The organism is Nafulsella turpanensis ZLM-10, assembly GCF_000346615.1.
In the GTDB taxonomy this organism is placed as follows: Bacteria; Bacteroidota; Bacteroidia; order Cytophagales; family Cyclobacteriaceae; genus Nafulsella; species Nafulsella turpanensis.
Genome location: NZ_ANNU01000052.1, coordinates 32347 through 59172, shown reverse-complemented (window position 1 = coordinate 59172; position 26826 = coordinate 32347). Strand labels below are relative to the sequence as shown.

Below are 26826 nucleotides of genomic sequence, written 5' to 3'. Positions count from 1 at the left end.
TCAAAAGTATTTTCACCCCATTCCGAAACTTCTTCTTCTACCTCCCCTTTATTCCGGATTCTCCTCTTTCCACAGCTATTTCCTTCTGTTTCGCCGCCTTTATTCTGCCAATAAAAAAGCTTTCCCCAAGGGCCTTCAGAAAGAAAGAGCCAGGGGGAAAGCTTTATAATTTTTGGTGCAGTACTTTATATATGAAGTGCCCTATCACCTGTTGCAGCAAGGCAGGCTTCTTTTATTGCCTCTGTAAAAGTGGGGTGGGCATGGCTCATGCGGGAAATATCCTCCGCCGATGCACGGTACTCCATAGCCACTACAGCTTCTGCAATCATATCTGCCGCTCGCGGGCCAATCATGTGCACCCCTAATATTTCATCTGTTTTCTTATCGGCCAGTACTTTTACCTGCCCGTCGAGATCCATCGAAGCACGAGCACGTCCGGAGGCTTTAAATGGAAAGGATCCTGTTTTGTACTCCCGTCCCTGCTCTTTCAATTGCTCCTCTGTATAACCTACTCCTGCCACTTCCGGCCAGGTATACACCACACCCGGAATCAAGAGGTAATTGATGTGTGGTTTCTGGCCTGCAATTGTTTCGGCCACAAATACTCCTTCTTCTTCGGCCTTGTGCGCCAGCATGGCTCCTTTTATCACATCGCCAATAGCATAAACTCCTTCGACACCAGTAGACAAATGCTCATCTACCTCTATGCGGCCGGCTTTATCAGTTTTTACTCCAATGTTTTCCAGACCTAAGCCTTTAGTGTAAGGCACCCGACCTACAGAAACAAGGCAATAGTCTCCATTAATCTCTACCTCATTTCCTTTCTTATCTTCAGCCTTTACAATTACCTCATCGCCTTTACGCTCGACTGAAGTTACTTTTGTACTCAGATTAAACTTGAAACCCTGCTTTTTCAGCACCCGCTGGAGATCTTTGCCCATGGTACTATCCATTCCAGGAATGAGGCGATCCATATATTCCACAACCGTAACTTCCGCCCCAATGCGATTGTATACTGAACCTAACTCCAGGCCTATCACTCCACCTCCGATTACAATCAGATGCTTTGGAATATCCTTAAGCTCTAATGCCTCCGTAGAGGTGATGATCCGCTCCTTATCAATTTTTATAAAAGGAAGGCTACCCGGCTTTGACCCGGTAGCAATAATGGTATTCTTTGTATTAATTTGCTCTTCTTTTCCGTCCTCGCCGGTTATTTTAATGGTGTTTTTATCCACGAAAGAACCCACGCCGGTTTTTACATCGATTTTATTTTTCTTCATCAAGAAGTCGATTCCCTGAACGGTTTGCTTTACCACCTCCTGTTTCCGTCCGATCATCTGTCCGAAGTTCACCTTCAGGTTTTCCAGATCAATGCCATGCTCTTTAAAAGTATGAGCCGCATTATGATAGTGCTCTGAAGAGTCGAGCAAAGCTTTGGAAGGAATACATCCTACATTTAAGCAGGTTCCTCCGAGTGAATTATATTTTTCTACGAGGGCTGTTTTTAATCCGAGCTGTGCACAGCGAATAGCCGCCACATACCCGCCGGGCCCTGAACCGATAACCGTTACGTCGTATTGCATTTCTTTTGAATTAGAAATTAAAAATTATGAATTAGAAATTAGGTCTTGCTCTTAAGCGTAATCAGGATACTACTTAAAATTTTTCTAATTTCGAGACATTCATTATGGATTGAAGAAAAAGCTTTATCAGGAAAATACTGGCTGTCCCTGAGGAGGCGCAGCCAGTAGGAAGTTTCCCTAGCTTCTTTTGCTGCAATATTGAGCTTATGAATGAAATCAGCTTTAGAACTTGCGGCAACGGCTTCTTCAACATTCGCCCCAATAGAGGTACCACTCCGCAGTAGCTGCTTAGAAAGAACAAATTCTTTTTGTTCCTCTGTCAAAAAGCGATATGCTTTCACCACCCTCAGAGCAAAATCATAGCTCTTTGTCAGAATGATATTTTCAGATGCTCTACCACTTTCCACAATTTCTAATTTCTAATTTCTAATTCATAATTAGACTCCCAAGAGCAATCTTGTTGGATCTTCGAGCAGTTCTTTTACACGTACCAGGAAGCTTACTGATTCGCGGCCGTCGATGATGCGGTGGTCATAGCTCAGCGCCACGTACATCATCGGGCGAATGACTACCTCTCCGTTTTCTGCTACCGGACGCTCCACAATATTGTGCATACCAAGGATGGCTGACTGTGGTGCATTGATGATAGGCGTAGACATCATGGAACCAAATACACCTCCATTGGTGATGGTGAAGGTACCTCCCGTCATTTCCTCTATGCTCAGCTTACCGTCACGGGCTTTCTTCGCCAAACGAAGGATATCCGCCTCCACTTCGTTAAAGCTCATCTGCTCGGCATTGCGCACCACCGGTACAACCAGACCTTTTGGAGAAGAAACCGCGATGGAAACATCCACAAAATCGTTGTATACGATTTCATTTCCATCAATCTGAGCATTTACGGCAGGCCACTCCTGCAGGGCTACACATACCGCTTTCGTAAAGAAGCTCATAAAGCCAAGACCAACCTGGTACTTTTCTTTAAACTGCTCCTTATACTTGCTGCGGATATCCATAATCGGCTTCATGTTCACCTCGTTAAAGGTGGTAAGCATAGCCGTTTCATTTTTCACGGACACTAGGCGGCGGGAAATTGTTCTGCGCAGCGAGCTCATTTTTTCTCTCCGCTGGTTTCTATCGCCCTCTGCTGATGGAGAAGATTCTACCACACGCTCCTCCGCTCTGGAAGGCTCCGAACGCACTTCTTTGGACTGTGATTTCTGTGCCTTTTCCGCATCTTCTTTGGTAATGCGGCCATCCACGCCGGTACCTTTTACCTGACTGGCATCCATTCCTTTTTCAGCCAGAATTTTAGCGGCCGCCGGAGAAGCATGACCGGTGGCATAGCTTTCTTTTCCTTCTTTGGAAGATGATGAGGCAGCTGATGCACCAGAAGTTTCTTCTTTGGCCGGGACCGTTCTTCCTGCAGACTGACCGGCACCTACTTCTATCTGGCAGATGAGTCCGCCAATTTCAATGGTATCGCCTTCCTGTGCTTTAATGCGAAGTACACCACTCGCTTCAGCAGGAAGCTCAAAAGTGGCCTTGTCCGACTCAATTTCGGCAATAATATCATCCAGTTCAACAGTGTCTCCGTCTTCCTTCAGCCATTGCCCAACCGTTACCTCTGTTATAGACTCCCCAACGGTTGGCACTATCATATCCACTACTTTGGCTTCGCCGCTTGCTTTTTCAGGGGCAGGAGCTCCGGCTGAATCATCACCTGCCGATTTTACTTTACTACCTTCCGATACTTTTCCTTCTCTGGAAGCATCTTCTTTGGCTTCTGCTTTTGGGGCTGCAGGCTGGGCACTTCCACCTTCACCTTCCTCAATCACACATATTACAGCGCCTACCTCTACCGTTTCTCCTTCTTCTACTGAAATATGCAGTACACCTGCCGCTTCGGCTGGTAATTCAAAAGTTGCTTTATCAGATTCCAGCTCGGCAATTACCTCATCCATTTCAACGTAATCGCCTTCTTTTTTAAACCACTGGCCAATTGTTACTTCGGATATTGATTCGCCAACGGCAGGCACTTTAATTTCTAAGCCCATTTTATTTTAGGTTTGGTTCTGTAGTATTTTCTTAAAAAATAAGTAAAAGTGCCAGGTACCGCTTTAGTACCTGGCGCAAGCAATTATAACTCAAATGCTTTTTTAACAATTTCGGTCTGCTCTTTCCCATGCACTTTATTGTAGCCGGTAGCAGGAGAGGCGCTTTCTTTACGGGCAATCACCTTCAGACGACGGCTTTCGTAAGTTCTGAGGATAAAGGCCCAGTAACCCATATTCTTTGGCTCTTCCTGTACCCAGTACACCTCTACATTGCTGTCGTACTCCGCAAGCTGTGCTTCTATCTGCTTTTCCGGGAAAGGGTGCAGCTGCTCTACGCGGACAATGGCCACATCTTTACGCTTTTCTTTTTCCTGTTCCTCCAGCAGATCATAATACACTTTACCGGTGCACAGCAGTACCCGCTTCACCTTTTTCTTGTCAACATAAGTGTCGGGCAGTACTTCGCGGAAGCGGCCTTTTGTAAGCTCTTCCATAGGCGAAACTACCTTCGGATGGCGCAACAGCGACTTCGGTGACATTACGACCAGCGGCTTCCGGAAAGGCCATGCCAGCTGGCGGCGCAGCAGGTGGAAGAAGTTCGATGGTTCGGTTACGTTTGCCACCACAATATTATATTCGGCCGATAGCTGCAGGAAGCGCTCCGGACGAGCATTGGAGTGCTCCGGCCCCTGCCCTTCATAGCCATGAGGCAACAACAGCACAAGGCCATTCATCCGCTGCCACTTGGTTTCAGATGGGGTAACGAACTGGTCAATCATTACCTGCGCACCATTGGCGAAGTCACCAAACTGGGCTTCCCAGATGACGAGTGCATGCGGGTTGGCCATGGCATAGCCAAATTCAAAGCCCATGGCGCCATATTCTGAAAGCAGGGAGTTGTATACCCTGAACTGCTCCCTGGCACCCTCTATATGGTTAAGGCTGTTATAAGCTTCATTGGTTTTGGCATCGTGCAACACCGAGTGGCGGTGCGAGAAGGTTCCCCGCTCCACATCCTGCCCCACCAGGCGAACGATTTTATCTTCCAGCAATAAGGAGCCGTACGCCAATAGCTCAGCTGCTGCCCAGTTGAGTTCTTTGGTTTTAAAGAACATTTCGTTGCGCAGCTTCAGTGCCTTTTCAATCTGCTTAATCGGCTTAAAGCCTTCCGGCACTTTTACAAGCGCTTTAGCAACCTTCTCCAGCTCCTTCATCGGCACGCCGGTGTCGGGCGACTGGTCAAAATCTTCGGGCTTGGAGCGGCGCAGGTTTTGCCATGCTTTCTCCAGCTCCTGGTACTGGTAAGGAAGCGGTTTCTGCTTCACCATATCGAGGCGGTCCTGCAGCAACTGCTTGAACTCCTCATCCATTTTACGTGCCAGGTCTGCATCTACCTCCCCTTTTTCAATGAGGCGCTTATTGTATACTTCGCGCGGATTGGCATGCTTGCTGATTTTGGAGTAGAGCTGCGGCTGCGTGAATTTTGGCTCATCGCTCTCGTTATGCCCATGGCGGCGGTAGCACACCATGTCGATGAAAATATCATTGTTGAATTTCTGGCGATACTCTACCGCCAGCTTCATACAGAAAACAACAGCCTCCGGGTCATCGCCATTCACGTGCAGCACCGGTGCATCGATTACCTTGGCAACATCGGTACTATAGATAGAAGAACGGGCATCGTCGTAGTCGGTGGTAAAACCGACCTGGTTGTTGATGACGAAGTGAATGGTACCGCCGGTGTTATAAGCCTTCAGGTTACTCATCTGCGCCACTTCATATACAATGCCCTGTCCGGCAATGGCCGCATCGCCATGTATCAGGACAGGCAGTACGCTATTGAGGTCATTGTCATACTCGAACTCTGCCTTGGCACGCACAAAACCTTCTACCACCGGGTTCACCGCTTCGAGGTGTGAAGGGTTTGGCGCCAGCTTCAGGTTTACCTCCTGCCCGGCAGGTGTTTTTATCTGGCTACTGTAACCCATGTGGTATTTTACATCCCCGTCACCCATGGTAAGGTCCGGATCTGCAGTACCTTCAAACTCGGTAAATATCTGCTCATAGGTTTTACCCATGATATTGGCCAGCACGTTCAGGCGACCGCGGTGCGCCATACCAATCATTACTTCCTTTACTCCAAGCGAAGCGCCATGAGTAATGGCAGCATCGAGGGCGGCAATAGTCGATTCGCCCCCTTCCAGGGAAAAGCGCTTCTGTCCGAGGTATTTGGTGTGAAGGAAATTTTCGAACACCACAGCCTCATTTAGTTTGCGGAGGATTTGCTTCCTTTCTTCGAGCGAAGGGTTAAAGTTCAAAGCTTCTTCTTCGGCCTTCTTCTTGAACCACTCCAGCATATCGGCATTGCGGATATACATATATTCAAAGCCAACCGTGCCTACATATATATAGCGGAGCGCTTCTACGATTTTACGCAGGGTGGCTTTGCCGATGCCAATTTCCTTCCCGGCCTGGAATTCTGTGTCCAGATCGGCTTCGGTAAGGCCGAAATCTGTAATATCGAGGTAGGCCTTATGGTTTCGACGCTCCCGCACAGGGTTGGTTTTGGCACGCAGATGGCCCCTGGAGCGATAAGCATGAATCAGCTGACTTACATTAAGCTCTTTTGGATTACCATCGGTAATGGTAGGAGCACCTACGGCAGGCTTCTCTATTTCAGTTACTCCATTTCGACCATTGGAAGAGGCCTTTCCATTCTGGCCGGGCAGCAGGTCGTACGACTCGCGGGAAAATTCGAAGCCCTCAAAAAACTTCTGCCAGCTGGGATCAACCGAAGCCGGGTCTTTTTTATAAGCTTCGTAAAGCTCATCTATATAATTGCCATGCGCGTTGGCGATGTAAGAATATTTATCCATGGATATTATAGTAGGTCGTTTAAATTACAAAGGTACAAAAGCTCTCAGAACTTCAAAACCCTATAATCGCTTATACAAATATCACTGTTTTTCAGCTTATTAACATCCAGCCATCAATGGCTCTCTCTGCTCGTTTGCCCGTCAACCGCTAAAACAGCCTTTTTACTCAACAAGACAGAAGCGATATTGATTAAAAAAAGCCCGATTTAATGAAATAAAGAAATAAAATTGGTTCCACCCTATTATCCAGGCCAATATTTAACTCCCGGGGCAGGATAAATCTATGCACATCTATGATATCTTAAGAAAATGTTTTATTTTTGCAACCTGTTAGATGGACGGGTTCCATCGATTAAACCAATAGCAAACTATGGCTGTAAAAATCAGACTGGCCCGCAGAGGCCGCAAGAAACTGGCGATGTACGACGTGGTCGTAGCCGACGCCAGAGCACCACGTGATGGTCGCTTTATTGAAAAGATTGGAACATACAATCCAAATGTGAATCCTGCATTTATTAATGTAGATGCAGAGAAAGCATTCGAATGGGTAATGAAGGGCGCCCAGCCTACCGATACCGTTCGTGCCATGCTTAGCTACCGCGGAGTAATGTTCCGCAAGCACCTGCAAATTGGTGTTGCAAAAGGAGCTATCACTCAGGAAGAAGCTGACAAGCGTCTTGCAGACTGGACAGAAAAGAAAGAAGCGAAAATTGCCGGCAAAACTGAGCAACTGGCTTCTGATAAAGCTGCTGCTGCAAAAGCACGTCACGAAGCTGAGACTAAAGTAAAAGAAGCACGTGCCGAAGCGCTCCGCAAGAAGCAGGAAGAAGCAGAAGCTGCTGCAAAAGCCGCTGAAGCTCCTGCCGAAGAAGAAGGCACTGAAGCTCCGGCTGCTGAAGGAGATACTACTGAGGAAGAAAACACTCAGGCATAAGCTATTTAAGGAGCCATGCAAAAAGAGGACTGTTACTTACTGGGGTATATTACCAAGCCTCATGGCCTTAACGGCGAAGTAGCAGCTTTTCTGGATGTGGATTCTCCTGAAGAATACAGAGAAATGGAATCGGTTTTTGTTGACATCAACAATAAACTGATTCCATTTTTTATTGAACACCTGGAAATTACGCCTAAGAAGAGCATCCTGAAGTTTGAAGAGGTTGACAATATTGAGGCTGCAGAAGAACTGGCAGGAAAAGAGCTGTATCTTCCGCTTAATGCCCTGCCTCCACTTTCAGGAAAAGCCTTTTACTACCACGAAATTATAGGCTTTGAAGTAATTGACGAGGTTTTTGGTACCATAGGTCCGGTAAGAGAAGTCTTCAGTAACTCCAGCCAGGATTTGGCTGCCTGCGACCATAAAGGAAAAGAAGTGCTCTTCCCGATTACGGACGAGCTGATTGAAAGCGTAGATCGCGACAATAAACGCCTCCACGTAAAACTTCCCGATGGTCTTATCGAGCTCTACCTGGAAGAGTAATTAATATGCTAATGTGCTGATAAGTTAATGTAATAATGGGCCGGCACAGGAAGTTCAGTATCGATTATTTACTCATTAGCATATCAGCATATAACTCACCATTCACCCTATGCACATCGACATCATCACCTGTTTGCCCGAGCTACTGGAAAGTCCTTTCGGACATTCCATTCTCCAGCGTGCGCAGGCAAAAGGCCTGGTGGAGGTAGTGGTCCACAACCTGCGCGACTATAGCAGCAGCAAGCAACGCTCGGTCGATGATTACGCCTATGGCGGAGGAGCCGGCATGGTGTTGCAGATTGAACCTATTGCCCGCTGTATAGAGCACCTGCAGGAACAAAGGACCTACGACGAAATTATTTATATGACGCCCGACGGGGCTCGCCTGGAGCAGGGTATGGCCAATGCCCTGAGCCTGAAGAAAAACCTCATCATTCTTTGCGGCCATTATAAAGGAGTGGACGAAAGGGTGCGGGAAAAGTACATCACCAAAGAAATAAGCATAGGAGACTATGTTTTAAGCGGAGGTGAACTGGCTGCTGCCGTACTGGCCGATTCCATTATCCGGCTTTTGCCCGGCGTACTGAACGATGAAACCTCTGCCCTGTCAGACTCTTTTCAGGACAACCTACTTGCACCACCGGTATATTCCAGACCGGCAGACTTCCAGGGAATGAAGGTACCGGATGTGCTACTCAGCGGCCATGCCGGAAAAATTGAAGAGTGGCGGCACCAGAAAGCCTTGGAGCGCACCGCCCACAGGCGCCCCGACCTGCTAAAAGGTTCGGAAGGGGAAAATGAGAAATAAAAAAGCAGAGCACCTTCTGCTTTTTACAAAATTAATTCTATATTTGCAGTTCGTTTTTACGGAGAGAAAAAAGTACACAAGGAACATATTAAAGCTATGAGCGAGTTAATTAAATTCATAGAGAAGGAGTATCAGGAACAGGTTTCTAAATTCCCTTCTTTTAAATCTGGCGATACTATTAACGTACACGTTAAAATTAAAGAAGGAAACAAAGAGCGTGTTCAGCAGTTTCAGGGCACTGTTATTCAGCGCAAGAATGCAGGCACCAACGGAGAAACCTTTACAGTACGTAAAGTATCGAATGGCATAGGCGTGGAAAGGATTTTCCCAATCGTTTCTCCAAGCATCGACAAAATTGAAGTACTCCGCAGAGGCAAGGTTCGCCGTGCCCGTCTTTATTACCTTCGCGGCCGCCAGGGTAAAGCTGCTCGTATCAAAGAAAAACTGTAAGAAGCTCTGCCTTCTACAAAAAGAAAAGCCGTGCAAATGCATGGCTTTTTTTTATGCCCTCTCCTCTTCCTGTAGCTTCCAAATTAAAGCAGCTCCCCGCACTCCCGCCAAATCCTTTCGCTTGCAAAGCCAGCATTTACCAGCCCGTAAACTAAATGTTAGAAAAATGCAACTATTGGATTAGTTGCAAAACCTCTTTCTTACAAAACATTATCCTATAAATAACAATATTAAAACTTCATTATCAAAATATTGTATTTTATGTTGCAAATAAATCAGAATATAATATCTTGCAGTAACAATTAACTGCCTACAAAATTTCACATTTCCAACTTTAACCCATTGTGAAAACACAGAAGTTAACTGTGAGAGCCTTTATTGCCTTGTGCAGTAAAGGCTTTTTATTTTCCCCTCACCCAATACAATACTACGAAAGAATATAGCAGGAAAGCCCGGGAAGAACATTGCCTTTTCTTCTCCAAACTGTTTAACAATTCAGGCATAAATAATGCAGATAACGTATATTGCAGCCTACACCTTTTATTGCAATGCAGGAAATTAAATTCTATAAATACCAGGGCACAGGTAACGATTTTATCATGATCGATAATCGTGATAAGCGATTCGACCGAAAAAATATTCCACTCGTGAAGCAGCTTTGCCACCGCCGGTTTGGCATTGGAGCCGATGGTCTTATCCTGATTGAGGAACACCCGAAGGCTGATTTCGAGATGGTTTACTTCAACTCCGATGGTAGCCAGAGCCTCTGCGGCAATGGAAGCCGGTGCGCAGTCCATTTTGCCCGTTCCTTAAAAATAATTGGAGAAAATGCCCAGTTCATGGCTATCGATGGCCTGCACGAGGCTTATATGCTCAAGGACCAGGTATACCTGCGCATGCACAATGTAAGTAAGGTAGAGCGCTTCGAAGAGGATCTCTTCATTAACACCGGTTCTCCTCACTATATTCGCTTTGTAAAAGAGCTCCCCAGCATTAATGTGGTAGAAGAAGGAAGAAAAATTCGCCACTCCGATCTTTATAAAGCAGAAGGGACCAATGTAAACTTTGCAGAACCTACCGAAGACGGAAAGGTATATGTACGTACCTATGAACGCGGGGTAGAGGACGAAACCCTCTCCTGCGGCACAGGCGTAACGGCAGTTGCCCTTGCCAGCAGTTACCTTGGCTATAAGTCGCCCGTTAAAATGATTACACCCGGCGGGCAGCTACAGGTGGCCTTTACCATTAAAGGCGAAGATCAGTTTACCGACATTCACCTATCAGGGCCTGCAACACCTGTTTTCGAAGGAATCATTAAGGTCGATACAAAGAAGTAAAGCAGGAATGAACGCAGAAAGAAAAACATTTTACTGCCATTTAGTCATACTGCACCATTCATGCACAAATTTTGTTTAGCCTATTACATACCTCAGCTTTACAAATGCTGAAGAACAGCCCGCTTCCATAAGGAACCCTTTTCCGCATTACCAATATTTAAGGAAAAGCTGTTAACTTTAAGGGTTTTTAGAATAGATATTGAAATCAGTCCGATAATACGCATCCTATGTTTGATTTTATTACCAAAGGCATCCAGAAACTTGTAGGAACGAAGTCAGAGAGAGACGTAAAAGTTTTGCTGCCTTATGTCGACAAGGTAAATGAGGAGTATAATAAGCTTACCTCCCTCAGCGACGACCAGCTTCGCAGCCGCACCCATGAGGTGAGGGCAAAAATAGACCAGCACCTGGAAAGTATTGACAAGCAAATTGCTGAACTCCACCAGCAGGTTGCCGACCAGCCCGACCTGGATATTGAAGCCAAGGAAGGAATATTCGACCAAATCGATAGACTCGAAGAAGAACGAAACAAAGAGCTGGAAGACGTTCTGCTCGATGTGCTGCCAGAGGCTTTTGCCATTGTAAAAGACACTGCCCGCCGCCTGAAAGAAAATGGAAAACTCGTAGTAACTGCCAACCAGTTCGACCACGAAATTGCAGCAAAGAAAGAGCATGTAACCATTGAAGGCGATAAGGCCATCTGGCATAACCAGTGGCTGGCGGCCGGCAATAAAATTACCTGGGATATGCTCCACTACGATGTGCAGATAATTGGTGGAGTGGTATTACACCAGGGTAAAATAGCCGAAATGGCGACGGGTGAAGGTAAAACCCTTGTGGCTACCCTACCTGCCTTTCTGAACGCACTCGCGAGCCGGGGAGTGCATGTGGTTACGGTAAACAGCTACCTGGCTAACCGTGACTCCGAGTGGATGGCCCCGCTCTTCAACTTCCACGGCCTTACCATCGACTGTATCGATAAGCACCAGCCAAATTCAGAGGCACGCCGCAATGCCTACCGGGCCGACATTACCTATGGAACCAATAATGAGTTTGGCTTCGATTACCTCCGCGATAATATGGCCCGCAGTCCGGAGGACCTGGTACAGCGGAAGCACCACTTCGCCATGATAGATGAGGTCGACTCCGTACTGATTGACGATGCCCGTACGCCCCTCATTATCTCCGGTCCGGTACCAAAAGGAGATGTACACGAATTCCATGATATTAAGCCCAGGATTTCCCGTCTTGTAGATGCACAGAAGAAGGTAGTATCTCAGTTTCTGCAGGAGGCAAAGAAAGGCCTTTCCGAAGATATAAAGAGTGAGGAAGCCGGTCTTGCGCTCCTCAGAGCCTACCGTGGCCTGCCAAAGTATAAGCCACTCATAAAATACCTGAGTGAACCAGGCATTCGCCAGGCACTTCAGAAAACAGAAAATATTTACATTGCTGAAAACAACAAGCTCATGCCGGAGGCAGATAAAGAGCTTTATTTCACGATTGAAGAGAAAAACAACAGCATTGAACTGACGGAAAAAGGTCTCGACCTGATTACCAATGATGGCGAAGACCCGCAGTTCTTTATTATGCCTGACATTGGCGGAGAAATAGCAGTACTGGAAAATAACAGCGAGCTAAGCGATGAGGAAAAGGTTAACCGCAAAGATGAGCTGATTAAAGATTATGCCGCCAAATCGGCCCGTATCCATACGGTAAACCAGCTACTGAAAGCCTATACCCTCTTTGAGCGCGACCAAGAGTATATTCTGGCCGATGGTAAGGTAAAAATCGTTGATGAGCAGACCGGTCGTGTAATGGAAGGACGACGCTACAGCGATGGCCTGCACCAGGCGATTGAAGCCAAAGAGAATGTTAAAATTGAGGATGCTACCCAAACCTATGCTACGGTAACCCTGCAGAACTACTTCAGGATGTACCACAAGCTGGCCGGTATGACGGGTACCGCCGAGACAGAGGCCGGAGAATTCTGGGACATCTATAAGCTCGATGTAGTGGTAATTCCTACCAATAAACCAATTGTGCGCGACGACCGCCAGGACCTGGTGTACAAAACCATGCGCGAGAAGTTTAATGCCGTAGCCGACGAAATTGTTAGACTCAGCGAGGCCGGCAGACCTGTACTGGTAGGTACTACTTCTGTGGAAATTTCGGAGCTCCTGAGCAGGATGCTCAATATTCGCAAAATAAAGCACCAGGTACTCAACGCCAAGCAACATGCCCGGGAAGCCGAAGTGGTAGGGGAAGCCGGTAAAGCAGGCACCGTAACCATTGCCACTAACATGGCGGGCCGTGGTACGGACATTAAGCTTTCTCCTGAAGCAAAAGCAGCCGGTGGTTTGGCCATTGTAGGTACCGAACGCCACGAATCGCGCAGGGTAGACCGACAGCTTCGTGGGCGTGCCGGCCGCCAGGGCGATGTAGGTTCATCACAGTTCTTTGTATCGCTGGAAGACAACCTGATGCGCCTTTTCGGTTCCGACCGTATTGCCCGCCTCATGGACCGCATGGGCTACGAAGAGGGCGAGGTTATTCAGCACTCCATGATTACCAAGTCCATTGAAAGAGCCCAGAAAAAGGTTGAAGAAAATAACTTCGGCATTCGTAAGCGACTCCTGGAGTATGACGACGTAATGAACTCTCAGCGGGAGGTTATTTATACCCGCCGCCGCAATGCCCTGTATGGAGAAAGACTGCAGCTCGACATCATGAATATGCTGTACGATACCTGCGAAGACATACTCCTGAACACCAAAGGCGTAGACGATTACGACAGCTTTAAGCTCACTGTACTTGGAGTGCTGGGTTATGATTACCCAATTTCGAGGGAAGACTTCCACAAAATAAGCAGTAAGGTTTTACTGAATGAACTGTACAGCAAGTCGTATCAGCATTATAAAAACAAAAACGAGCGAATTCGTCAGCAGGCCTTCCCGATTATCAAGGATGTATTCGAAACCAGGGGTGCAACGGTTAAAAACATTGTAGTGCCCTTTACCGATGGTAAGCGCCAGATAGGCGTGGAGTCGAACCTGGAGCGCAACGTCGAAACCAATTGTAAGGAAATGATAGTGTCGATGGAAAAATCCATTACACTTTCAATTATCGACATGCTGTGGAAAGACCACCTGCGCGAAATGGATGACCTGAAGCAATCGGTGCAAAATGCCGTTTATGAGCAGAAGGACCCACTCCTGATTTATAAGTTCGAAGCTTTTGAGCTGTTTAAACGCTTTATTGCCAGGGTTAATGAAGACACCATTTCCTTCCTGTTAAAATCGCACCTGCCGGTACGCAATACCCAGGAAGTACAGGAGGCAAGAGCGGCCCGCCAGCGCCAGCAGGAGCAGCGCCTGCAGGAACAGAAAGAAGAGTCCGGCTCTTTGCTGAGTGGTAACAGTCACCAGAACACCAGCCGCCCCACAGGAGGTAATACACAGGTAGCAGAGAAAGTAGCTCCTGTTAAGTCCGATAAGGTAGCCGGCCGTAATGACCGGGTAAGCGTGCAGTATGCCGATGGCACGGTTAAGAAAAACGTTAAATTCAAAACCGTTGAAGAAGACATTAAGGCCAGCCGTTGTGTTTTAATTGATGTTGAATAAAAGGATATAAGACTAAAAAATATTTACTGAATGCCGCAGCTCAAGAGTTGCGGCATTTTTTATTGAAGCTTCCAAAACCTGCCTTATCTTTTTAAAGTTTAATGTACTAAATTGCAGGGCAAGCCAATTTTCGTGTTCAGCACTTATAATTATGGCAAGACGATTCGTTATAGCTAAACATCATGAATAAAAGACTACATATGATATGGTTTGTCATGCTGGGGCTCTACTTCGGCTGTTCGAGCTCCGGGAGTGCTCCACAAAAAACAGGAGGTTATACAGTAAATTACCAGGAAGACCTCTCTGTGCACAGGGCCGCTCATGAATATAAAACCGCCGAAGCAACCACCCCCGCTTCTGAGCCCACGACAACCTCAACCTCTCCGGAAGCCATGCTTGCGGTAAACCACGATATTACCGGTAAACTTGAGATGCTACTGGACGAAGTAGCCGAAAAGAACCAGAAGATAAAATCAATCCCTGGCTTTACGGTACAGGTATACTCAGGCACCAGCCGCGAAATGGCCAAACAGGTAGAGCGCCAGGTTTTCCATGTAATTACCGACAATTTGCCGGAGATTATTTATGTACAGCCAAATTACAAAGTGCAGGTAGGCTCATTTGTGGAAAGGCTGGAAGCTCAGAAGACTTACTCCCTCCTTAAAAAAGAATTTCCTACTGCGCTTATTATTCCTACCCGCATCCAGATTAATAAATAACCATGAGTTTAATCGACCGCTTAAAGCAGTTGGCCGATAAGCATGAAGAGGAGCTTATTGCCAACCGCCATCACCTGCATGCCAATCCTGAACTCTCCTTCGAAGAATACGAAACTGCTGCCTTTGTGCAGAAACAACTAAAGGTCTACGGCATTCCTTTTAAAGCAGAGGTAGCCGGTACCGGTATTGTCGCACTGGTAAAGGGTAAAAACCCGACTAAAAAAGTAGTGGCCCTGAGAGGAGACATGGATGCGCTGCCGATAACAGAAAAAAATGAAGTGCCTTACCGCTCCAAAAACCCGGGGGTAATGCATGCCTGCGGCCATGATGTACACACAACCTCTTTGTTAGGTGCCGCCCGCCTGTTAAATGAAGTAAAAGACAGCTTTGAAGGCACTGTAAAATTTCTCTTCCAGCCCGGTGAGGAGCGAATCCCTGGCGGTGCTTCGCTGATGATTAAAGATGGTGCACTTCAAAACCCCTCTCCTGCTGCCATTATTGGCCAGCACGTAATGCCTCAAATACCCGTAGGTAAGGTGGGCTTCCGCGAAGGAATGTATATGGCTTCGGCCGATGAAATTTATTTTACCGTAAAAGGAAAGGGCGGCCATGGCGCTATGCCGGAGATGAATATTGACCCGGTGCTCATAACCTCCCATATTATTGTGGCCCTGCAGCAAATTGTAAGCCGCCATGCCAATCCTAAAATCCCATCGGTGCTCTCCTTCGGAAAAGTAACCGCCAATGGAGCGACCAACGTTATTCCGGATGAGGTAAAGGTAGAAGGCACCTTCCGGACCATGAATGAAGAATGGCGCGCATCGGCCCATCAAAAAATAAAGACGATGGCCGAAAGTATTGCCGAAGGAATGGGAGGCAGCTGCGAAATAGAAATCAGGAAGGGCTACCCTTACCTCGAAAACCACCCGGAACTTACCCGCCTGTGCAGAGAAGCTGCCGTTGAATACCTTGGGGAAGAGAATGTGGTGGACCTGGATTTATGGATGGCAGCGGAAGATTTCAGCTACTACTCCCATGAACTCGATGCCTGTTTCTACCGTCTCGGTGTGCGGAATGAAGCCAAAGGAATTACCTCCTCTGTCCATACGCCTACCTTTAATATTGACGAAGGAGCCCTTAAAATTGGAGCTGGCTTAATGGCGTGGCTGGCAGTTAAATCTCTGCAGGAGAATTCCAGGGAGCCTGCTTAAGCCAGGGAATACAGAACACTGGTCCATAAAATTTCACGGTCCTTCTGGAAGTTATAAAATTATCGTTGATCTCTTTTTTAACTGAATAAAAGCTGTCTCGGAGCGAAGGGAGTAAAGAGAAGAGGAAGAGAGGATGGAAAATAAAAAGGGGCTGTTGCAGATTTCTGCAGCAGCCCCTTTTGGTAACCATCTTTACAGTTTTATTCTCCGAACAATGTTTCGAACACATCACTCCTTACCTGCATATTAATGGCCAAGGCGAGAATTACAGAAACCAGCAGCCCTATCAGCGCAAAGAGCAGATCGCGACCAATCATGCGCAGAGCACGTTTCGTGTTCTTTATCTTCTTTTTGTTGCGCCTCTTCGTCCAGCTGATGGCCAGTTCACGACCACCCAGTAAACCTATAAACACCCAGGTAGTACTCATTGGTATTGTACTGACACCTTTGAAGTAAAGAAGGAGAATAGCGTAAATAAAATCCACAATAGTGGCTGCGCGAATATCTGTGATTCCTGCCTTTTCAGATACCACCGATTGTATTTTATCTCCCTTCAGGTAAAAAAGAATACCTAAACCAAAGAAAATGTACCCGGCAAAAGCAATAAACTGCCCCGTACTAAGCTCACGCGGAAGATACACGGCAATATTGGCCATATCCTGTGCTAACCAGGTAAACCATAGCAGTCCGCTGGTTGCCCACTGCACTGGTAGCCACCAGCCGGCAGGCTTCCCTTTAAAACGATATTTAACCAGCGAATTAATTCCAAACCACACCACAATTGCCGCAATAAAGGCAAGAATATATCCCACAATACTTTTCTCCAGTACGCCCAGGATGGCATCGGAGGTAGTAGCAAAAGTACTCAGAATAAGGAAGGTGGTAGAAACGGGCATCCGTAGCCTGGTTAGGATCAGCAGGAATACCGGGGCGGCCAGGTGCAGGAAGGTAAAATCAGCCGGTTGCTCATTAAAACCTTTGGCCGATAACCGGAGGTAGCTCACATCGCCATCGTATACCACCCAGCTATAGGTAACAGTACCCACAAAGATAAGTCCCATGAAAAGCCACAGGTACCACCACTTCTTTTCACTGTTCGAGGCAATAAAAGTGCCAATCGTCTGGATACTGTCATTGGCAATGGCAGAATATCCTGCAATAGCGAAGCCTACCCACATGGCCACCTCATAAAAAGGAGAAACCACGGCACAAAGCATAAAAAGAGCGGCAATTAAAATAAGGAAGTTCTTTTCTCCCTTTACCAGGTCGAATATCCTGTAAGTCCGCTTTGTTAACTTACCCTGCGTAATTCTGTCGTTGATGTTCTTTGCCATGTAACTTAAAAGGAAGGTTAATTCTAATTTGGAGAGCAGGCGAAGTTTTCAGCCCCTCATGGTTTAACCGACACAAAGGTATGAATTTGTTTTAAATACTATATTAAGCTTATGTTAAGGAATAGCCTGGCTGCATCCGGTAATTTAACATAGCGAAACCAGTTTAAGGGTTCCTCTCCCCTTGCAGAAATCCACACCACAAAAAATTTAACAATTGCTTCATACCCACTTTTAGCTATTCGCTGTCCCATCTACTATTTTTGTAACTGCCTGCCCGAATCCTATCAAGCAGCACTTAGAGAAGCGATTATTATGTTCTTTCGGGACCATCCTTTAGCACCAGGATCAGATTTGGAGACACTACCACAGCGCAACAGCAGACTGTATATCCCATCCCGCATCTTTTTGATTGTTGCGTCGGTCTTCCTTTTCCTGTTTGCCCTGAACCTGATGGGACAGGCATTTATTATGCTGGGCGATGCAACAGCCCGCTCTATACTTTCGATTACCTACAACCCATTCATCAGCCTTTTCATTGGCTTACTTATTACAGCGATTATCCAGAGCAGCTCCACCAGCACTTCTATGATTGTAGCCGCCGTAGCTGCCGGCTCCATTGATTTAAGCAATGCCGTTCCCATGATAATGGGTGCCAACATCGGCACTACCCTTACCAGCACACTGGTCTCCTTAAGCTATATTACCAAACGAAAGGAGTTTCGGAAAGCCATTGCTGCCGGTACCATGCACGATTTTTTTAATGTGTTAACCACGCTTATTCTACTGCCATTAGAGCTGTATTATGGTCTGCTCTCCCGGCTGGCACTCTGGATTACTTCTTTTATTATTCCTTTTAACGCCCAACCTCAGTCTGATTTCCGCTATGGCCTCTGGAATGATATTGCCCTTACCCGCTGGATAGTTTCCACGGTAGATAATTATTTCATTATCCTGCTACTCTCATTTCTGCTACTGTTCCTGTCGATAAAGATGCTGTCTGGGCTCTTTTACCAGCTACTTATTGGTAACATGCGCGATAATTTCCAGCGGGTGGTTTTCTCTACCCCTTTAAAATCTTTTGCGTGGGGCACAGGCCTAACAGCTCTTGTACAATCCAGCTCAGTTACCACCCCTCTGGTGGTACCTTTAGTGGCCACGGGTAAGCTGTCCCTTAAAAAGTCGTTCCCCTATATACTTGGCGCCAATATCGGCACCACCTTTACTGCCCTGCTGGCGGCTTTATCGCATTCCAATGCTGCCGTAAGTATTGCCGTAGTCCACATTCTTTTTAACCTTCTGGGAGTATTACTTTTCTTTCCTACCCGGTTCATGCGGAGAATTCCTATTCGCCTGGCTAAGAAGCTGGGAAAGTTCACCACGAAAAACCGTCTGATTGGCTTTTTATATATCCTGATCACCTTTTTCCTGCTTCCTTTTACCCTTATTTACCTGAACCGGGAAAGGGAAGCTCCTGCTCCGCCTGAAGAAGCCACTATTCCTGCCCCCTCTGCTGTCAGCGAAGATTCCACTCCCGGATAAAGCCAAAGCCTTTCTCCTCATTACATCGGAATCCTTATATTGCATCAGGCATAAACAAAGACCCACGCCCTGCGTTTACTTACTATCTTAATGTGATTTTTACTTTTTAAATATACTTACCGTGAATCAACCCAGAGGTTTACTTAAATTATTAAAGCTCGACAGCCTGATTAACACCTTTATTGATTACATCGAGACACGCGTTGAGCTGGTAAGAGCAGAGGTAAAGGATAGTATGATGGCCGCCATGCGGGCTGCTGTTATCTATGGCTCTATTGCTGTTTTGGGCCTCTTTTTCCTCCTCTTTTTAAGTCTTAGCATTGCCTTAGCCCTTAACGAAGCACTCGACAGCACCTTTTGGGGGTTTGTCATTGTTACCGCCCTTTATCTGGCAGCCGTACTTACGCTGTTCAGCCTCCGTAACTCAGAGAAAGTGAAAAATATGTTTGGCGATGGCAGCCTGGCCTTCCTAAAAGCCAAACCTAAGAAACAGAAAAAGCAGGAAGGAGCAGAAGTGGATATTAAGGAAGTAGAAGTAAAAGGGGAGGAAACCGTAGTGGTCAGCGAAACACAGGATGGGGAAATTAAGCACGAAAAGGTTGTGTTTGAGCATAACATCCGCTCCACCGGCAGTACCGCAGATGGCAGAAGTCATAATGCAGCCATAATTATCGAGGAAGATGATAGTGATAAGTCAAAGCCGACTGATCGCTAATTCAGGTAGTACTTTTTTATTTTTTGAACAAACACTTATTTTCGAACAGAATAGCAGGACATTTACTCCTAACGTGCACTTATGGATACCATAGACAAAAACCAGACCATCGACGAAACAAAGCGTAAATTAAAAGTCTCCCGCGAAAAGCTGGCTTCTGAACTTGAGGTAAAGCTGCAGGACATTAAAAAGGATGCCAGCGATTTTGGAAAGCAGGCACTCCTGATTGGCGGAGGTCTTTACCTGAGCTGGAAACTGGTAAAAAAGGTGACCAGTAGTAAAAAGAAGGAAAAGAAATACTATTATTACAAAGGGAAACCTAAAAAAATGGGCTTTGGCCGTATGCTCACGCACCAGCTTATTACCATGGCTGTTGCCGCTATTACGACCGAAGTTAAAAACTCTTTTAAGAAGAAGTAAACGGTAAACTGTTAATGCTTAATAATGCTATCCTCTCCTCTCTTGCCAGCCGCCGGACCCAGGGAATAAAATCCTTTGCCGTATTAATCGATCCGGATAAAATAACCGATAAAGCTGCCTGCCAAAAGCTTATTAACATGAGCATTGAAAACAAGGTAGACTTTTTCTTTGTGGGAGGTAGCCTGGTTACGGATGATAATTACCATTCGATAGTTGCACAGATAAAGGATAACTGCCACATACCTGTTATTCTCTTCCCGGGCAGCAATATGCACATTAGCATGAATGCCGATGCGATTCTCTTTCTTTCGCTAATTTCAGGCCGTAACCCGGAGCTACTCATCGGGCAGCATGTGGTGGCAGCGCCTATTCTCCGGAAAAGCCGGCTCGAAATAATACCTACAGGGTATATGCTGGTCAATTCCGGCAGCCCCACCACGGTTGCCTATATGAGCAACACCTCTCCCATCCCCAATAATAAACCCTCTATTGCCGCCTGCACAGCCATGGCCGGAGAAATGCTGGGCCTGAGGCTGATTTATATGGATGCCGGTAGCGGCTCTCCGGAGCCTGTTTCGCCCCGGGTAATTAATATGGTAAGAAAATCGGTCGATACCCCACTGATTGTGGGAGGAGGTATTCGTTCGGCCGGCATGGCCATTGATGCACTGCAGGCAGGGGCCGATGTGGTAGTGGTTGGGAACGGGATAGAAAAAAACCCCAATCTACTGATTGAGGTTTCTAATGCTGTTAATGATTTAAATGCTGCTTTAAACATTCATTAAGGATTCGCGGCGGCGCATTTTACCTGCCGGAATGCCAAACATCATTTTAAAGCGGCGACAGAAGTAAGCGGTGTCTTTATAGCCTACATCTTTTCCAATTTCGCGAATACTTCTTTTCGTTGTACGAAGCAGTGTTACCGCCTTTTCCATACGCTGGTATTCGATATAGTCCTGCGGATTGATGCCGGTCAGCATTTTAAAGTACTGCCCCACATAATCTTCCGACACATTTGCCACACCGGCGAGTACTTTATTCGACAAGTCGCCCGAAATATTTTCTTTGATATAAGCAAAGATATCAATCAGGCGCGGATCATTAAAATAGGTGCTATTGGTCGCCAGCTGTTCTACAAACAACTTACGGTCCAGTATATGGCGCACAATTTCTACCACCAGGCGCTCGGTGTTCAGTTTCACAATTCTGTCTTTTCCAGGCTGCACTGAGCTATTCTCCCTTGCAATATCCTCAATAAGGTGAAATAACACAGGGTTATCTTCCAGCTTAAAAGGAGGGATATCGAGTGAAGCAAAGAAATTCACAGAATCGAATACTTTGGCTTCAAAGTTTACACAGGTAAATATCTCTCCTTCTGCATCATCGATATGCTGCTGAGAAACAGACTGCCAGTATTTTTCGCGATTGTTCAGAAAATCGTCGTTATGTATCGTCTGGGCATTACCGCTACCAAATTTAACCTCGGCATTTTTACCGCCGGGAATAAATAGAGCTTCGCCACTCTTCACTACCTCATCATTTCCAAACGTCATCTCGCCTTTCCGGAGGTAAATAATGATGTTTTCCACATCATAGTAATTGCTTACCTGAACAGGCTCCACCACCCGGAAGTGTTTAACCTTCAGGAATCGAATGCTGAGTGACTCAAGTATTTTATTGTAATCTTCCATTATTTAGCTTTATCACGCTTCCAGTTATATTAAAACTATACAAAAGAACTTCATATAGGTGAGAATATCAAAAAAGTGTAATTTTTTTACATAAAATGCACTTTATGTATTTTATATACATTAAATTTTATTTTAAAAGTTCCCTAGAAATTACAATTTTCTGTATTTCTGAAGTACCCTCGTAAATTTGTGTAATTTTAGCATCGCGCATCAGGCGCTCTACATGGTATTCTTTTACATAGCCATAGCCTCCATGTATTTGAACCGCTTCCGTAGCAATTTCCATGGCCGATTCTGCCGCGTATAGTTTAGCCATTGCACTGGCCTTTGAAAAGTCCCTGCCCTGGTCCTTCAACCAGGCGGCTTTCAGGCATAGCATACGGGCGGCTTCTACCTTCGTTGCCATATCGGCCAGCTTAAAAGATACGCCCTGGTGCTCCGCAATAGGCTTACCAAAAGCTTTACGCTCTTTAGAGTAATTGACAGCAAGCTCCAGCGCACCGGAAGCAATACCAAGAGCCTGCGAGGCAATACCAATCCTGCCGCCGTTGAGGGTAGCCATGGCAAACTTAAATCCAAACCCATTTTCCCCAATACGATTCTCTTTAGGAACCTTTACATCTGAGAACATAAGTGAATGTGTATCGGAACCGCGGATACCCATTTTATTTTCTTTATTACCAATGGTAAAGCCCTCCATTCCTTTCTCCACAATCAGGCAGTTGATGCCTTTATGGCCTTTTTCAGGATCTGTCTGTGCCATTACCAGGTACACTGAAGCACTGCTTCCGTTGGTAATCCAGTTTTTGGTACCATTCAGCAGGTAATAATCTCCTTTATCTTCGGCAGTGGTTCGCTGAGATGTTGCGTCGGATCCTGCTTCAGGCTCCGAGAGGCAAAAGGCTCCGATAACTTCGCCGGTTGCCAGGCGTGTAAGATATTTCTGTTTTTGCTCTTCTGTTCCAAACTTCTCAAGGCCCCAGCACACGAGCGAGTTGTTTACCGACATCACTACAGAAGCAGAGGCATCGACTTTAGAGATTTCTTCCATCGCCAGTACATAGGAAACGGTATCCATGCCGCCGCCATTGTATTTCGGGTCCACCATCATGCCTAAAAAGCCAAGCTCCCCCATTTTCTTTACCTGCTCAGCCGGGAAGCGTTGCTCTTCATCTCTTTCGATAACGCCAGGCAGCAGTTCGGTTTGGGCAAAATCTCTGGCTGCGTCGCGTACCGCTTTTTGTTCTTCAGTAAGTTCAAATACCATTGTTCTATATTTAATGATGCGCTAAAACGTTTGATATAATTTATGACGGGGCGAATATACGAAAAATTCAATTAAGTAACTGCCTCGGATCCGATGTTATAACAGTAGATAAAGAAAAAGGCGAATGGGAATTTTCCCATCCGCCTTTAAAAAGCTTTGCATCTATTTTTTAGTCCCTACGCCCCAGGAAAATTGACACCAGGTAAAGCAGTTGGGCGAGAGAAGCCAGCGCCGCCACTACATAGGTCATAGCGGCCCATTTAAGAGCATCTTTTGCCATATTATGCTCCTGGCTGGTTACTACCCGCTGGCTATCCATCCAGGCCAGGGCTCTGCGGCTGGCATCGAACTCCACCGGCAGGGTAATAAAAGAAAATATGGTTGTAAGGGCAAATATCCCTATTCCTAACAGCAACGGTATGGGCGTTGTATTAATCAAGAGGATACCGATCAGGATAATCCAGGTAAGGAACTGCGAAGACACATTTAGTACCGGCACCATGGCAGAGCGAAACTTGAGCATACTGTAAGCTGTAGCATGCTGAACAGCATGCCCGCACTCGTGAGCTGCTACCGCCACTGCAGCCGCATTACGACCCTGGTACACCTCGTGGCTGAGGTTAACGGTTTTATCGGCCGGGTTATAGTGGTCGGTTAAGCGGCCGGGAGTGGACACAATACGCACATCGTTTATACCATTGTCCTGCAGCATTTTAGCTGCTGCCTCTGCCCCGCTAATACCGGAACGCAGGCCAATTTGCGAATACTTCCTGAACTTACTCTTAAGCCTGTGGCCAACGGCCCAGCTGGCCAGCGCAAAAACAGCGAAAATTAATAATCCTGTTCCGTCGAAAAACATAGTTTATACTCCTTTCTATAATTTTTTTATCTGTTCAATTATTCGGGTGGTGGAGTAGCCCTCCACCAGGGGAATGGTCTTCACTTCTCCCCCATTTTTTATTACAAAATCCGCACCAACAATTTGCGAAAAAGCATAGTCATTTCCTTTTACGAGAATGTGTGGCCGAAGTGTTTCTATCAACCCCAGGGGAGTGTCCTCCTCAAACACCACTACGGCATCCACAAAAGCAAGGGCCGCAATTAACCTGCAGCGAGCCTCCTCCGGCTGAACAGGCCTTTCCGGTCCTTTCAATCTTTTTACAGAAGCATCAGAATTAATGCCAATAATAAGCTTACTGCCGAGCTGGCGGGCTTTTTCGAGGTAATCGATATGCCCGAGATGCAGAATGTCAAAGCACCCATTAGAGAAAACTACCTGCTCTCCCTCTTCCCGCCATTTTGTCATTAAGTTCTTTAGGGTTGGCAGCTTATATATTTTTTGCCCGGTCGGTTCCTTATACATGCTGTGAGCTGGTAATTGGTTGCGCCTTTTTCCGTAACATACTAATAAGAAAAGAGATGCTTCCCACCACAATTACCAAAAGGGTTTGTGAGGTATGCAATACAAAGGCCAGCAGGACAGCCTCATTTTCCTCTGCACCGTACAACATCAGCACCCCGCTCACCAGCAGATGGTAAGTACCCAGGCCTCCCTGCACAGGAGCAGCCATTCCAATTCCTCCCATTGCCAGAATGGATAAACCTGCAATAAAATCAATATCGGAGGTTGCAGGCAGAGAGAAAACAATTAAATAGGACATGAGATAATACATGACCCAGATAAGGATTGTGGACAGCCAGAAACCAACAGGACTCTCCAGCTTCCGAACGCTCATAACACCTGCCAGCAGCTCGCGCACAAAACCAGATGCCTTCTGGTATAAAGCATGCTGAAGAATTTGCACACGGTACAGTCGATAGATTACCCAGAGCAGCCCGGCCACCAATACCACTCCTGCCAGAAGATAATAAAAGAAAAAACCTTGGGAAGAGCTGTCAGTTCCTTCTCCCTGAAAAATCTGCGCCAAAAAATCCTTCAGCACATCAAATTCCAGGAAAAGAGCCATCCCAACAATAGATAGCAAGGCAAGGAGATCAAAAGCCCGATCAACCAGTACCGTTCCCAGGGAGGCCGATACAGGCACGGCATCACTTCGCTTTAGCATACCACAACGCACCACCTCTCCGAAGCGGGGCAGCAGCAGGTTTGCCAAATAGCCCACCATGGTGGCCAGGAAAGTCGGGACAAAGCCTGGCCTGTAGCCAATGGGCGCCAGCAGGAGATTCCAGCGGTACGCCCGTAGCAGATAGCTAAGTAAGCCAAAAAACACAGAAGCTCCAATCCACCAGTAATTGAGGAGATGAAGCTTACCGAGCATTTTTTCCAGCTCAACCTGGCTCAGCACATACCAGAGAATACCGATAGCTACCGCCAGTGAGAGGGTATACTGCAGAACCGGTTTTACAAGCTTCTTACTCACACCGCTTAACTTAGTTTATTAGACTCATCAGGGAAAACTACGGCAGGGGTGTATTTTTTAGCCTCTTCAAGCGCCATCATGGCATAAGAAATAATAATGATGATATCTCCTACCTGCACTTTGCGGGCAGCAGGACCGTTCATACAAATCATACCACTCCCACGCTCGCCCTTTATCACATACGTTTCCAGGCGTTCGCCATTATTCACATTCACAATCTGCACTTTTTCGCCTTCTATCAACCGTGCGGCATCCATCAGGTCCTCATCAATGGTAATACTTCCCACATAATGCAGCTCGGCCTGTGTAATTTTAACCCTGTGTAACTTTGATTTTAAGACTTGGATAAACATATGTTCAATACAATCAGTACAATTTAGAACAAATTACAACTCTAAGAGCAGGTTGTCAATAAGCCGTACCTCTCCTACATATCCTGCCACACATAAGGCAAGTTGTTTATGCTGCTGAACGTCCTTCACCGGCTGCAAAGTTCCGCCATCGGCAATGCAGAAATACTCCAAACGCACTCCTGTGGTGGTATTTGTTAAAGTACGCTCCGCCGCTTTTTTTATCTCCTGTACCCCTTCGCCGGCAAGCAGGCGATTGGCAGATTCCTGAAGAACCTTGTACAGGATGGCAGCCTCCTTCCGCTCGCCCGGCTGCAGGCGCACATTGCGTGAAGACATGGCCAGCCCATCGGCCTCCCGCATGGTGGGTACCACTACTACAGATACATTAAAGAAAAGATCTTTTGCCAGCTGCTCAATAATACGGCATTGCTGCAGATCTTTCTGTCCGAAAAAGGCCAGATTGGGCTGCACAATATGAAATAACTTAGAAACCACCAGGCCCACTCCATGGAAGTGCCCGGGCCGGAAGTACCCTTCCATTACCGTTTCCAGCAGGCCAAAAGAGAAATTTGTATAGCTAACGTTAGGGTACATTTCCTGCTGCCCGGGGCAAAAAAGCACCTGGCATCCTGCTTTTTCCAGCAGTTCCCGATCTTTTTCCAGCGTCCGCGGATATTTTTCGAGATCCTGCGGGTTATTAAACTGAGTAGGATTTACAAATATGCTGCAGACAGTTAAGTCTGTCTGGGAGAGAGAAGCTTCGATAAGGGAAAGATGCCCCTGGTGAAGCGCACCCATGGTTGGCACAAAACCAATCAGTTTACCGGTTTGCCGTTGTTGTGTCAAATACTCTGTCAGTTCTGCCTTTTTATCAAAAACGAGCATATCCGGAAGGAAAGTATTATACTAAATTGCGGCAAACATACGTTTTATAAGTTGAAAAATCTTGAGAATCCCTTAAAAATTTTGTATTTTTGTGGCTTCG

General features: G+C 46.4%; 24 protein-coding genes. 12 read left to right on the top strand and 12 right to left on the bottom strand.

Going from position 1 to position 26826, the window contains the following annotated elements; translation table 11 throughout:
- Nucleotides 1-185: 185 nt before the first annotated feature.
- The 4 genes from lpdA to F752_RS0118750 all read right to left on the bottom strand — a co-directional run bounded on the left by lpdA (nt 186) and on the right by F752_RS0118750 (nt 6519).
- Entirely contained in the window at nt 186-1586 is a 1401-nt protein-coding gene (lpdA, locus tag F752_RS0118765) for a dihydrolipoyl dehydrogenase (RefSeq protein WP_017733293.1), read from the bottom strand.
- Nucleotides 1587-1624: 38 nt separating this feature from the next.
- Nucleotides 1625-1993 (bottom strand): four helix bundle protein, encoded by a 369-nt coding sequence (locus tag F752_RS0118760; RefSeq protein ID WP_017733292.1) that lies wholly within the window; start codon nt 1991-1993, stop codon nt 1625-1627.
- Nucleotides 1994-2023: 30 nt separating this feature from the next.
- Nucleotides 2024-3643: a 2-oxoglutarate dehydrogenase complex dihydrolipoyllysine-residue succinyltransferase gene (odhB, locus tag F752_RS0118755; protein WP_017733291.1), complete on the bottom strand. Its 1620-nt coding sequence runs from the start codon at nt 3641-3643 to the stop codon at nt 2024-2026.
- A gap of 83 nt (nt 3644-3726) precedes the next feature.
- Nucleotides 3727-6519 (bottom strand): 2-oxoglutarate dehydrogenase E1 component, encoded by a 2793-nt coding sequence (locus F752_RS0118750; RefSeq protein WP_017733290.1) that lies wholly within the window; start codon nt 6517-6519, stop codon nt 3727-3729.
- Between the two features lie 370 nt (nt 6520-6889).
- Between F752_RS0118750 and F752_RS0118745 the strand changes: the two genes are divergently transcribed.
- From F752_RS0118745 to F752_RS0118700, 8 genes are all read left to right on the top strand, one after another.
- The gene (locus F752_RS0118745) at nt 6890-7453 is read left to right on the top strand and encodes a 30S ribosomal protein S16 (RefSeq protein WP_017733289.1); all 564 of its coding nucleotides are present in this window, start codon (nt 6890-6892) and stop codon (nt 7451-7453) included.
- A 15-nt stretch (nt 7454-7468) separates the two neighbouring features.
- Nucleotides 7469-7996 (top strand): ribosome maturation factor RimM, encoded by a 528-nt coding sequence (rimM, locus tag F752_RS0118740; RefSeq protein ID WP_017733288.1) that lies wholly within the window; start codon nt 7469-7471, stop codon nt 7994-7996.
- A gap of 109 nt (nt 7997-8105) precedes the next feature.
- Nucleotides 8106-8804 carry a tRNA (guanosine(37)-N1)-methyltransferase TrmD gene (trmD, locus tag F752_RS0118735; protein ID WP_017733287.1) on the top strand — a complete coding sequence of 233 codons (699 nt, stop codon included), beginning with the start codon at nt 8106-8108 and terminating at the stop codon, nt 8802-8804.
- Nucleotides 8805-8900: 96 nt separating this feature from the next.
- Nucleotides 8901-9254, top strand: coding sequence for a 50S ribosomal protein L19 (rplS, locus tag F752_RS0118725; RefSeq protein ID WP_017733285.1), 354 nt, complete (start codon nt 8901-8903; stop codon nt 9252-9254).
- 548 nt (nt 9255-9802) lie between these two features.
- On the top strand, nt 9803-10591 hold the full coding sequence (dapF, locus tag F752_RS0118720; RefSeq protein WP_040664893.1) for a diaminopimelate epimerase: 789 nt from the start codon (nt 9803-9805) through the stop codon (nt 10589-10591).
- Between the two features lie 227 nt (nt 10592-10818).
- Nucleotides 10819-14211, top strand: a complete 3393-nt coding sequence (secA, locus tag F752_RS0118710; protein WP_017733282.1) for a preprotein translocase subunit SecA — start codon at nt 10819-10821, stop codon at nt 14209-14211.
- A 182-nt stretch (nt 14212-14393) separates the two neighbouring features.
- Complete coding sequence (locus F752_RS0118705; RefSeq protein WP_152425205.1) at nt 14394-14930, top strand: SPOR domain-containing protein; 537 nt, start codon at nt 14394-14396, stop codon at nt 14928-14930.
- 2 nt (nt 14931-14932) lie between these two features.
- The gene (locus F752_RS0118700) at nt 14933-16141 is read left to right on the top strand and encodes a M20 metallopeptidase family protein (RefSeq protein WP_017733280.1); all 1209 of its coding nucleotides are present in this window, start codon (nt 14933-14935) and stop codon (nt 16139-16141) included.
- Between the two features lie 200 nt (nt 16142-16341).
- Here the strand turns inward: F752_RS0118700 and F752_RS0118690 are convergent, their stop codons facing one another.
- Nucleotides 16342-17475 carry a hypothetical protein gene (locus F752_RS0118690; protein WP_017733279.1) on the bottom strand — a complete coding sequence of 378 codons (1134 nt, stop codon included), beginning with the start codon at nt 17473-17475 and terminating at the stop codon, nt 16342-16344.
- A gap of 351 nt (nt 17476-17826) precedes the next feature.
- Between F752_RS0118690 and F752_RS0118680 the strand changes: the two genes are divergently transcribed.
- From F752_RS0118680 to F752_RS0118665, 4 genes are all read left to right on the top strand, one after another.
- Nucleotides 17827-19014 carry a Na/Pi symporter gene (locus F752_RS0118680; RefSeq protein WP_236614035.1) on the top strand — a complete coding sequence of 396 codons (1188 nt, stop codon included), beginning with the start codon at nt 17827-17829 and terminating at the stop codon, nt 19012-19014.
- A gap of 121 nt (nt 19015-19135) precedes the next feature.
- Nucleotides 19136-19729 (top strand): phage holin family protein, encoded by a 594-nt coding sequence (locus tag F752_RS25565; protein ID WP_017733276.1) that lies wholly within the window; start codon nt 19136-19138, stop codon nt 19727-19729.
- A gap of 81 nt (nt 19730-19810) precedes the next feature.
- Nucleotides 19811-20149: a hypothetical protein gene (locus F752_RS0118670; RefSeq protein ID WP_017733275.1), complete on the top strand. Its 339-nt coding sequence runs from the start codon at nt 19811-19813 to the stop codon at nt 20147-20149.
- Between the two features lie 14 nt (nt 20150-20163).
- Nucleotides 20164-20934 carry a phosphoglycerol geranylgeranyltransferase gene (locus F752_RS0118665; RefSeq protein ID WP_017733274.1) on the top strand — a complete coding sequence of 257 codons (771 nt, stop codon included), beginning with the start codon at nt 20164-20166 and terminating at the stop codon, nt 20932-20934.
- Here the strand turns inward: F752_RS0118665 and F752_RS0118660 are convergent.
- From F752_RS0118660 to panC, 7 genes are all read right to left on the bottom strand, one after another.
- Entirely contained in the window at nt 20920-21840 is a 921-nt protein-coding gene (locus F752_RS0118660) for a helix-turn-helix domain-containing protein (protein WP_017733273.1), read from the bottom strand. The two genes, F752_RS0118665 and F752_RS0118660, sit on opposite strands and share 15 nt — an antisense overlap.
- A gap of 127 nt (nt 21841-21967) precedes the next feature.
- The gene (locus tag F752_RS0118655) at nt 21968-23107 is read right to left on the bottom strand and encodes an acyl-CoA dehydrogenase (RefSeq protein WP_017733272.1); all 1140 of its coding nucleotides are present in this window, start codon (nt 23105-23107) and stop codon (nt 21968-21970) included.
- Between the two features lie 169 nt (nt 23108-23276).
- Entirely contained in the window at nt 23277-23966 is a 690-nt protein-coding gene (locus F752_RS0118650; RefSeq protein WP_017733271.1) for a zinc metallopeptidase, read from the bottom strand.
- Nucleotides 23967-23981: 15 nt separating this feature from the next.
- Nucleotides 23982-24470 carry a D-glycero-beta-D-manno-heptose 1-phosphate adenylyltransferase gene (rfaE2, locus tag F752_RS0118645; RefSeq protein WP_017733270.1) on the bottom strand — a complete coding sequence of 163 codons (489 nt, stop codon included), beginning with the start codon at nt 24468-24470 and terminating at the stop codon, nt 23982-23984.
- Nucleotides 24463-25488, bottom strand: coding sequence for a lysylphosphatidylglycerol synthase transmembrane domain-containing protein (locus F752_RS0118640; RefSeq protein ID WP_017733269.1), 1026 nt, complete (start codon nt 25486-25488; stop codon nt 24463-24465). The genes rfaE2 and F752_RS0118640 overlap by 8 nt, the downstream gene beginning before the upstream one ends.
- A gap of 5 nt (nt 25489-25493) precedes the next feature.
- Nucleotides 25494-25841, bottom strand: a complete 348-nt coding sequence (gene panD / locus F752_RS0118635; RefSeq protein ID WP_017733268.1) for an aspartate 1-decarboxylase — start codon at nt 25839-25841, stop codon at nt 25494-25496.
- A 33-nt stretch (nt 25842-25874) separates the two neighbouring features.
- The gene (panC, locus tag F752_RS0118630) at nt 25875-26726 is read right to left on the bottom strand and encodes a pantoate--beta-alanine ligase (protein ID WP_017733267.1); all 852 of its coding nucleotides are present in this window, start codon (nt 26724-26726) and stop codon (nt 25875-25877) included.
- Nucleotides 26727-26826: the final 100 nt, after the last annotated feature.

Coding starts and splice junctions, on each gene's coding strand:
- lpdA (WP_017733293.1), bottom strand. CDS start 1,586: ATGCAATACGACGTAACGGTTATCGGTTCAGGGCCCGGCGGGTATGTG.
- odhB (WP_017733291.1), bottom strand. CDS start 3,643: ATGGGCTTAGAAATTAAAGTGCCTGCCGTTGGCGAATCAATATCCGAA.
- F752_RS0118750 (WP_017733290.1), bottom strand. CDS start 6,519: ATGGATAAATATTCTTACATCGCCAACGCGCATGGCAATTATATAGAT.
- F752_RS0118745 (WP_017733289.1), top strand. CDS start 6,890: ATGGCTGTAAAAATCAGACTGGCCCGCAGAGGCCGCAAGAAACTGGCG.
- rimM (WP_017733288.1), top strand. CDS start 7,469: ATGCAAAAAGAGGACTGTTACTTACTGGGGTATATTACCAAGCCTCAT.
- trmD (WP_017733287.1), top strand. CDS start 8,106: ATGCACATCGACATCATCACCTGTTTGCCCGAGCTACTGGAAAGTCCT.
- rplS (WP_017733285.1), top strand. CDS start 8,901: ATGAGCGAGTTAATTAAATTCATAGAGAAGGAGTATCAGGAACAGGTT.
- dapF (WP_040664893.1), top strand. CDS start 9,803: ATGCAGGAAATTAAATTCTATAAATACCAGGGCACAGGTAACGATTTT.
- secA (WP_017733282.1), top strand. CDS start 10,819: ATGTTTGATTTTATTACCAAAGGCATCCAGAAACTTGTAGGAACGAAG.
- F752_RS0118705 (WP_152425205.1), top strand. CDS start 14,394: ATGAATAAAAGACTACATATGATATGGTTTGTCATGCTGGGGCTCTAC.
- F752_RS0118700 (WP_017733280.1), top strand. CDS start 14,933: ATGAGTTTAATCGACCGCTTAAAGCAGTTGGCCGATAAGCATGAAGAG.
- F752_RS0118690 (WP_017733279.1), bottom strand. CDS start 17,475: ATGGCAAAGAACATCAACGACAGAATTACGCAGGGTAAGTTAACAAAG.
- F752_RS0118670 (WP_017733275.1), top strand. CDS start 19,811: ATGGATACCATAGACAAAAACCAGACCATCGACGAAACAAAGCGTAAA.
- F752_RS0118665 (WP_017733274.1), top strand. CDS start 20,164: ATGCTTAATAATGCTATCCTCTCCTCTCTTGCCAGCCGCCGGACCCAG.
- F752_RS0118660 (WP_017733273.1), bottom strand. CDS start 21,840: ATGGAAGATTACAATAAAATACTTGAGTCACTCAGCATTCGATTCCTG.
- F752_RS0118655 (WP_017733272.1), bottom strand. CDS start 23,107: ATGGTATTTGAACTTACTGAAGAACAAAAAGCGGTACGCGACGCAGCC.
- F752_RS0118650 (WP_017733271.1), bottom strand. CDS start 23,966: ATGTTTTTCGACGGAACAGGATTATTAATTTTCGCTGTTTTTGCGCTG.
- rfaE2 (WP_017733270.1), bottom strand. CDS start 24,470: ATGTATAAGGAACCGACCGGGCAAAAAATATATAAGCTGCCAACCCTA.
- panD (WP_017733268.1), bottom strand. CDS start 25,841: ATGTTTATCCAAGTCTTAAAATCAAAGTTACACAGGGTTAAAATTACA.
- panC (WP_017733267.1), bottom strand. CDS start 26,726: ATGCTCGTTTTTGATAAAAAGGCAGAACTGACAGAGTATTTGACACAA.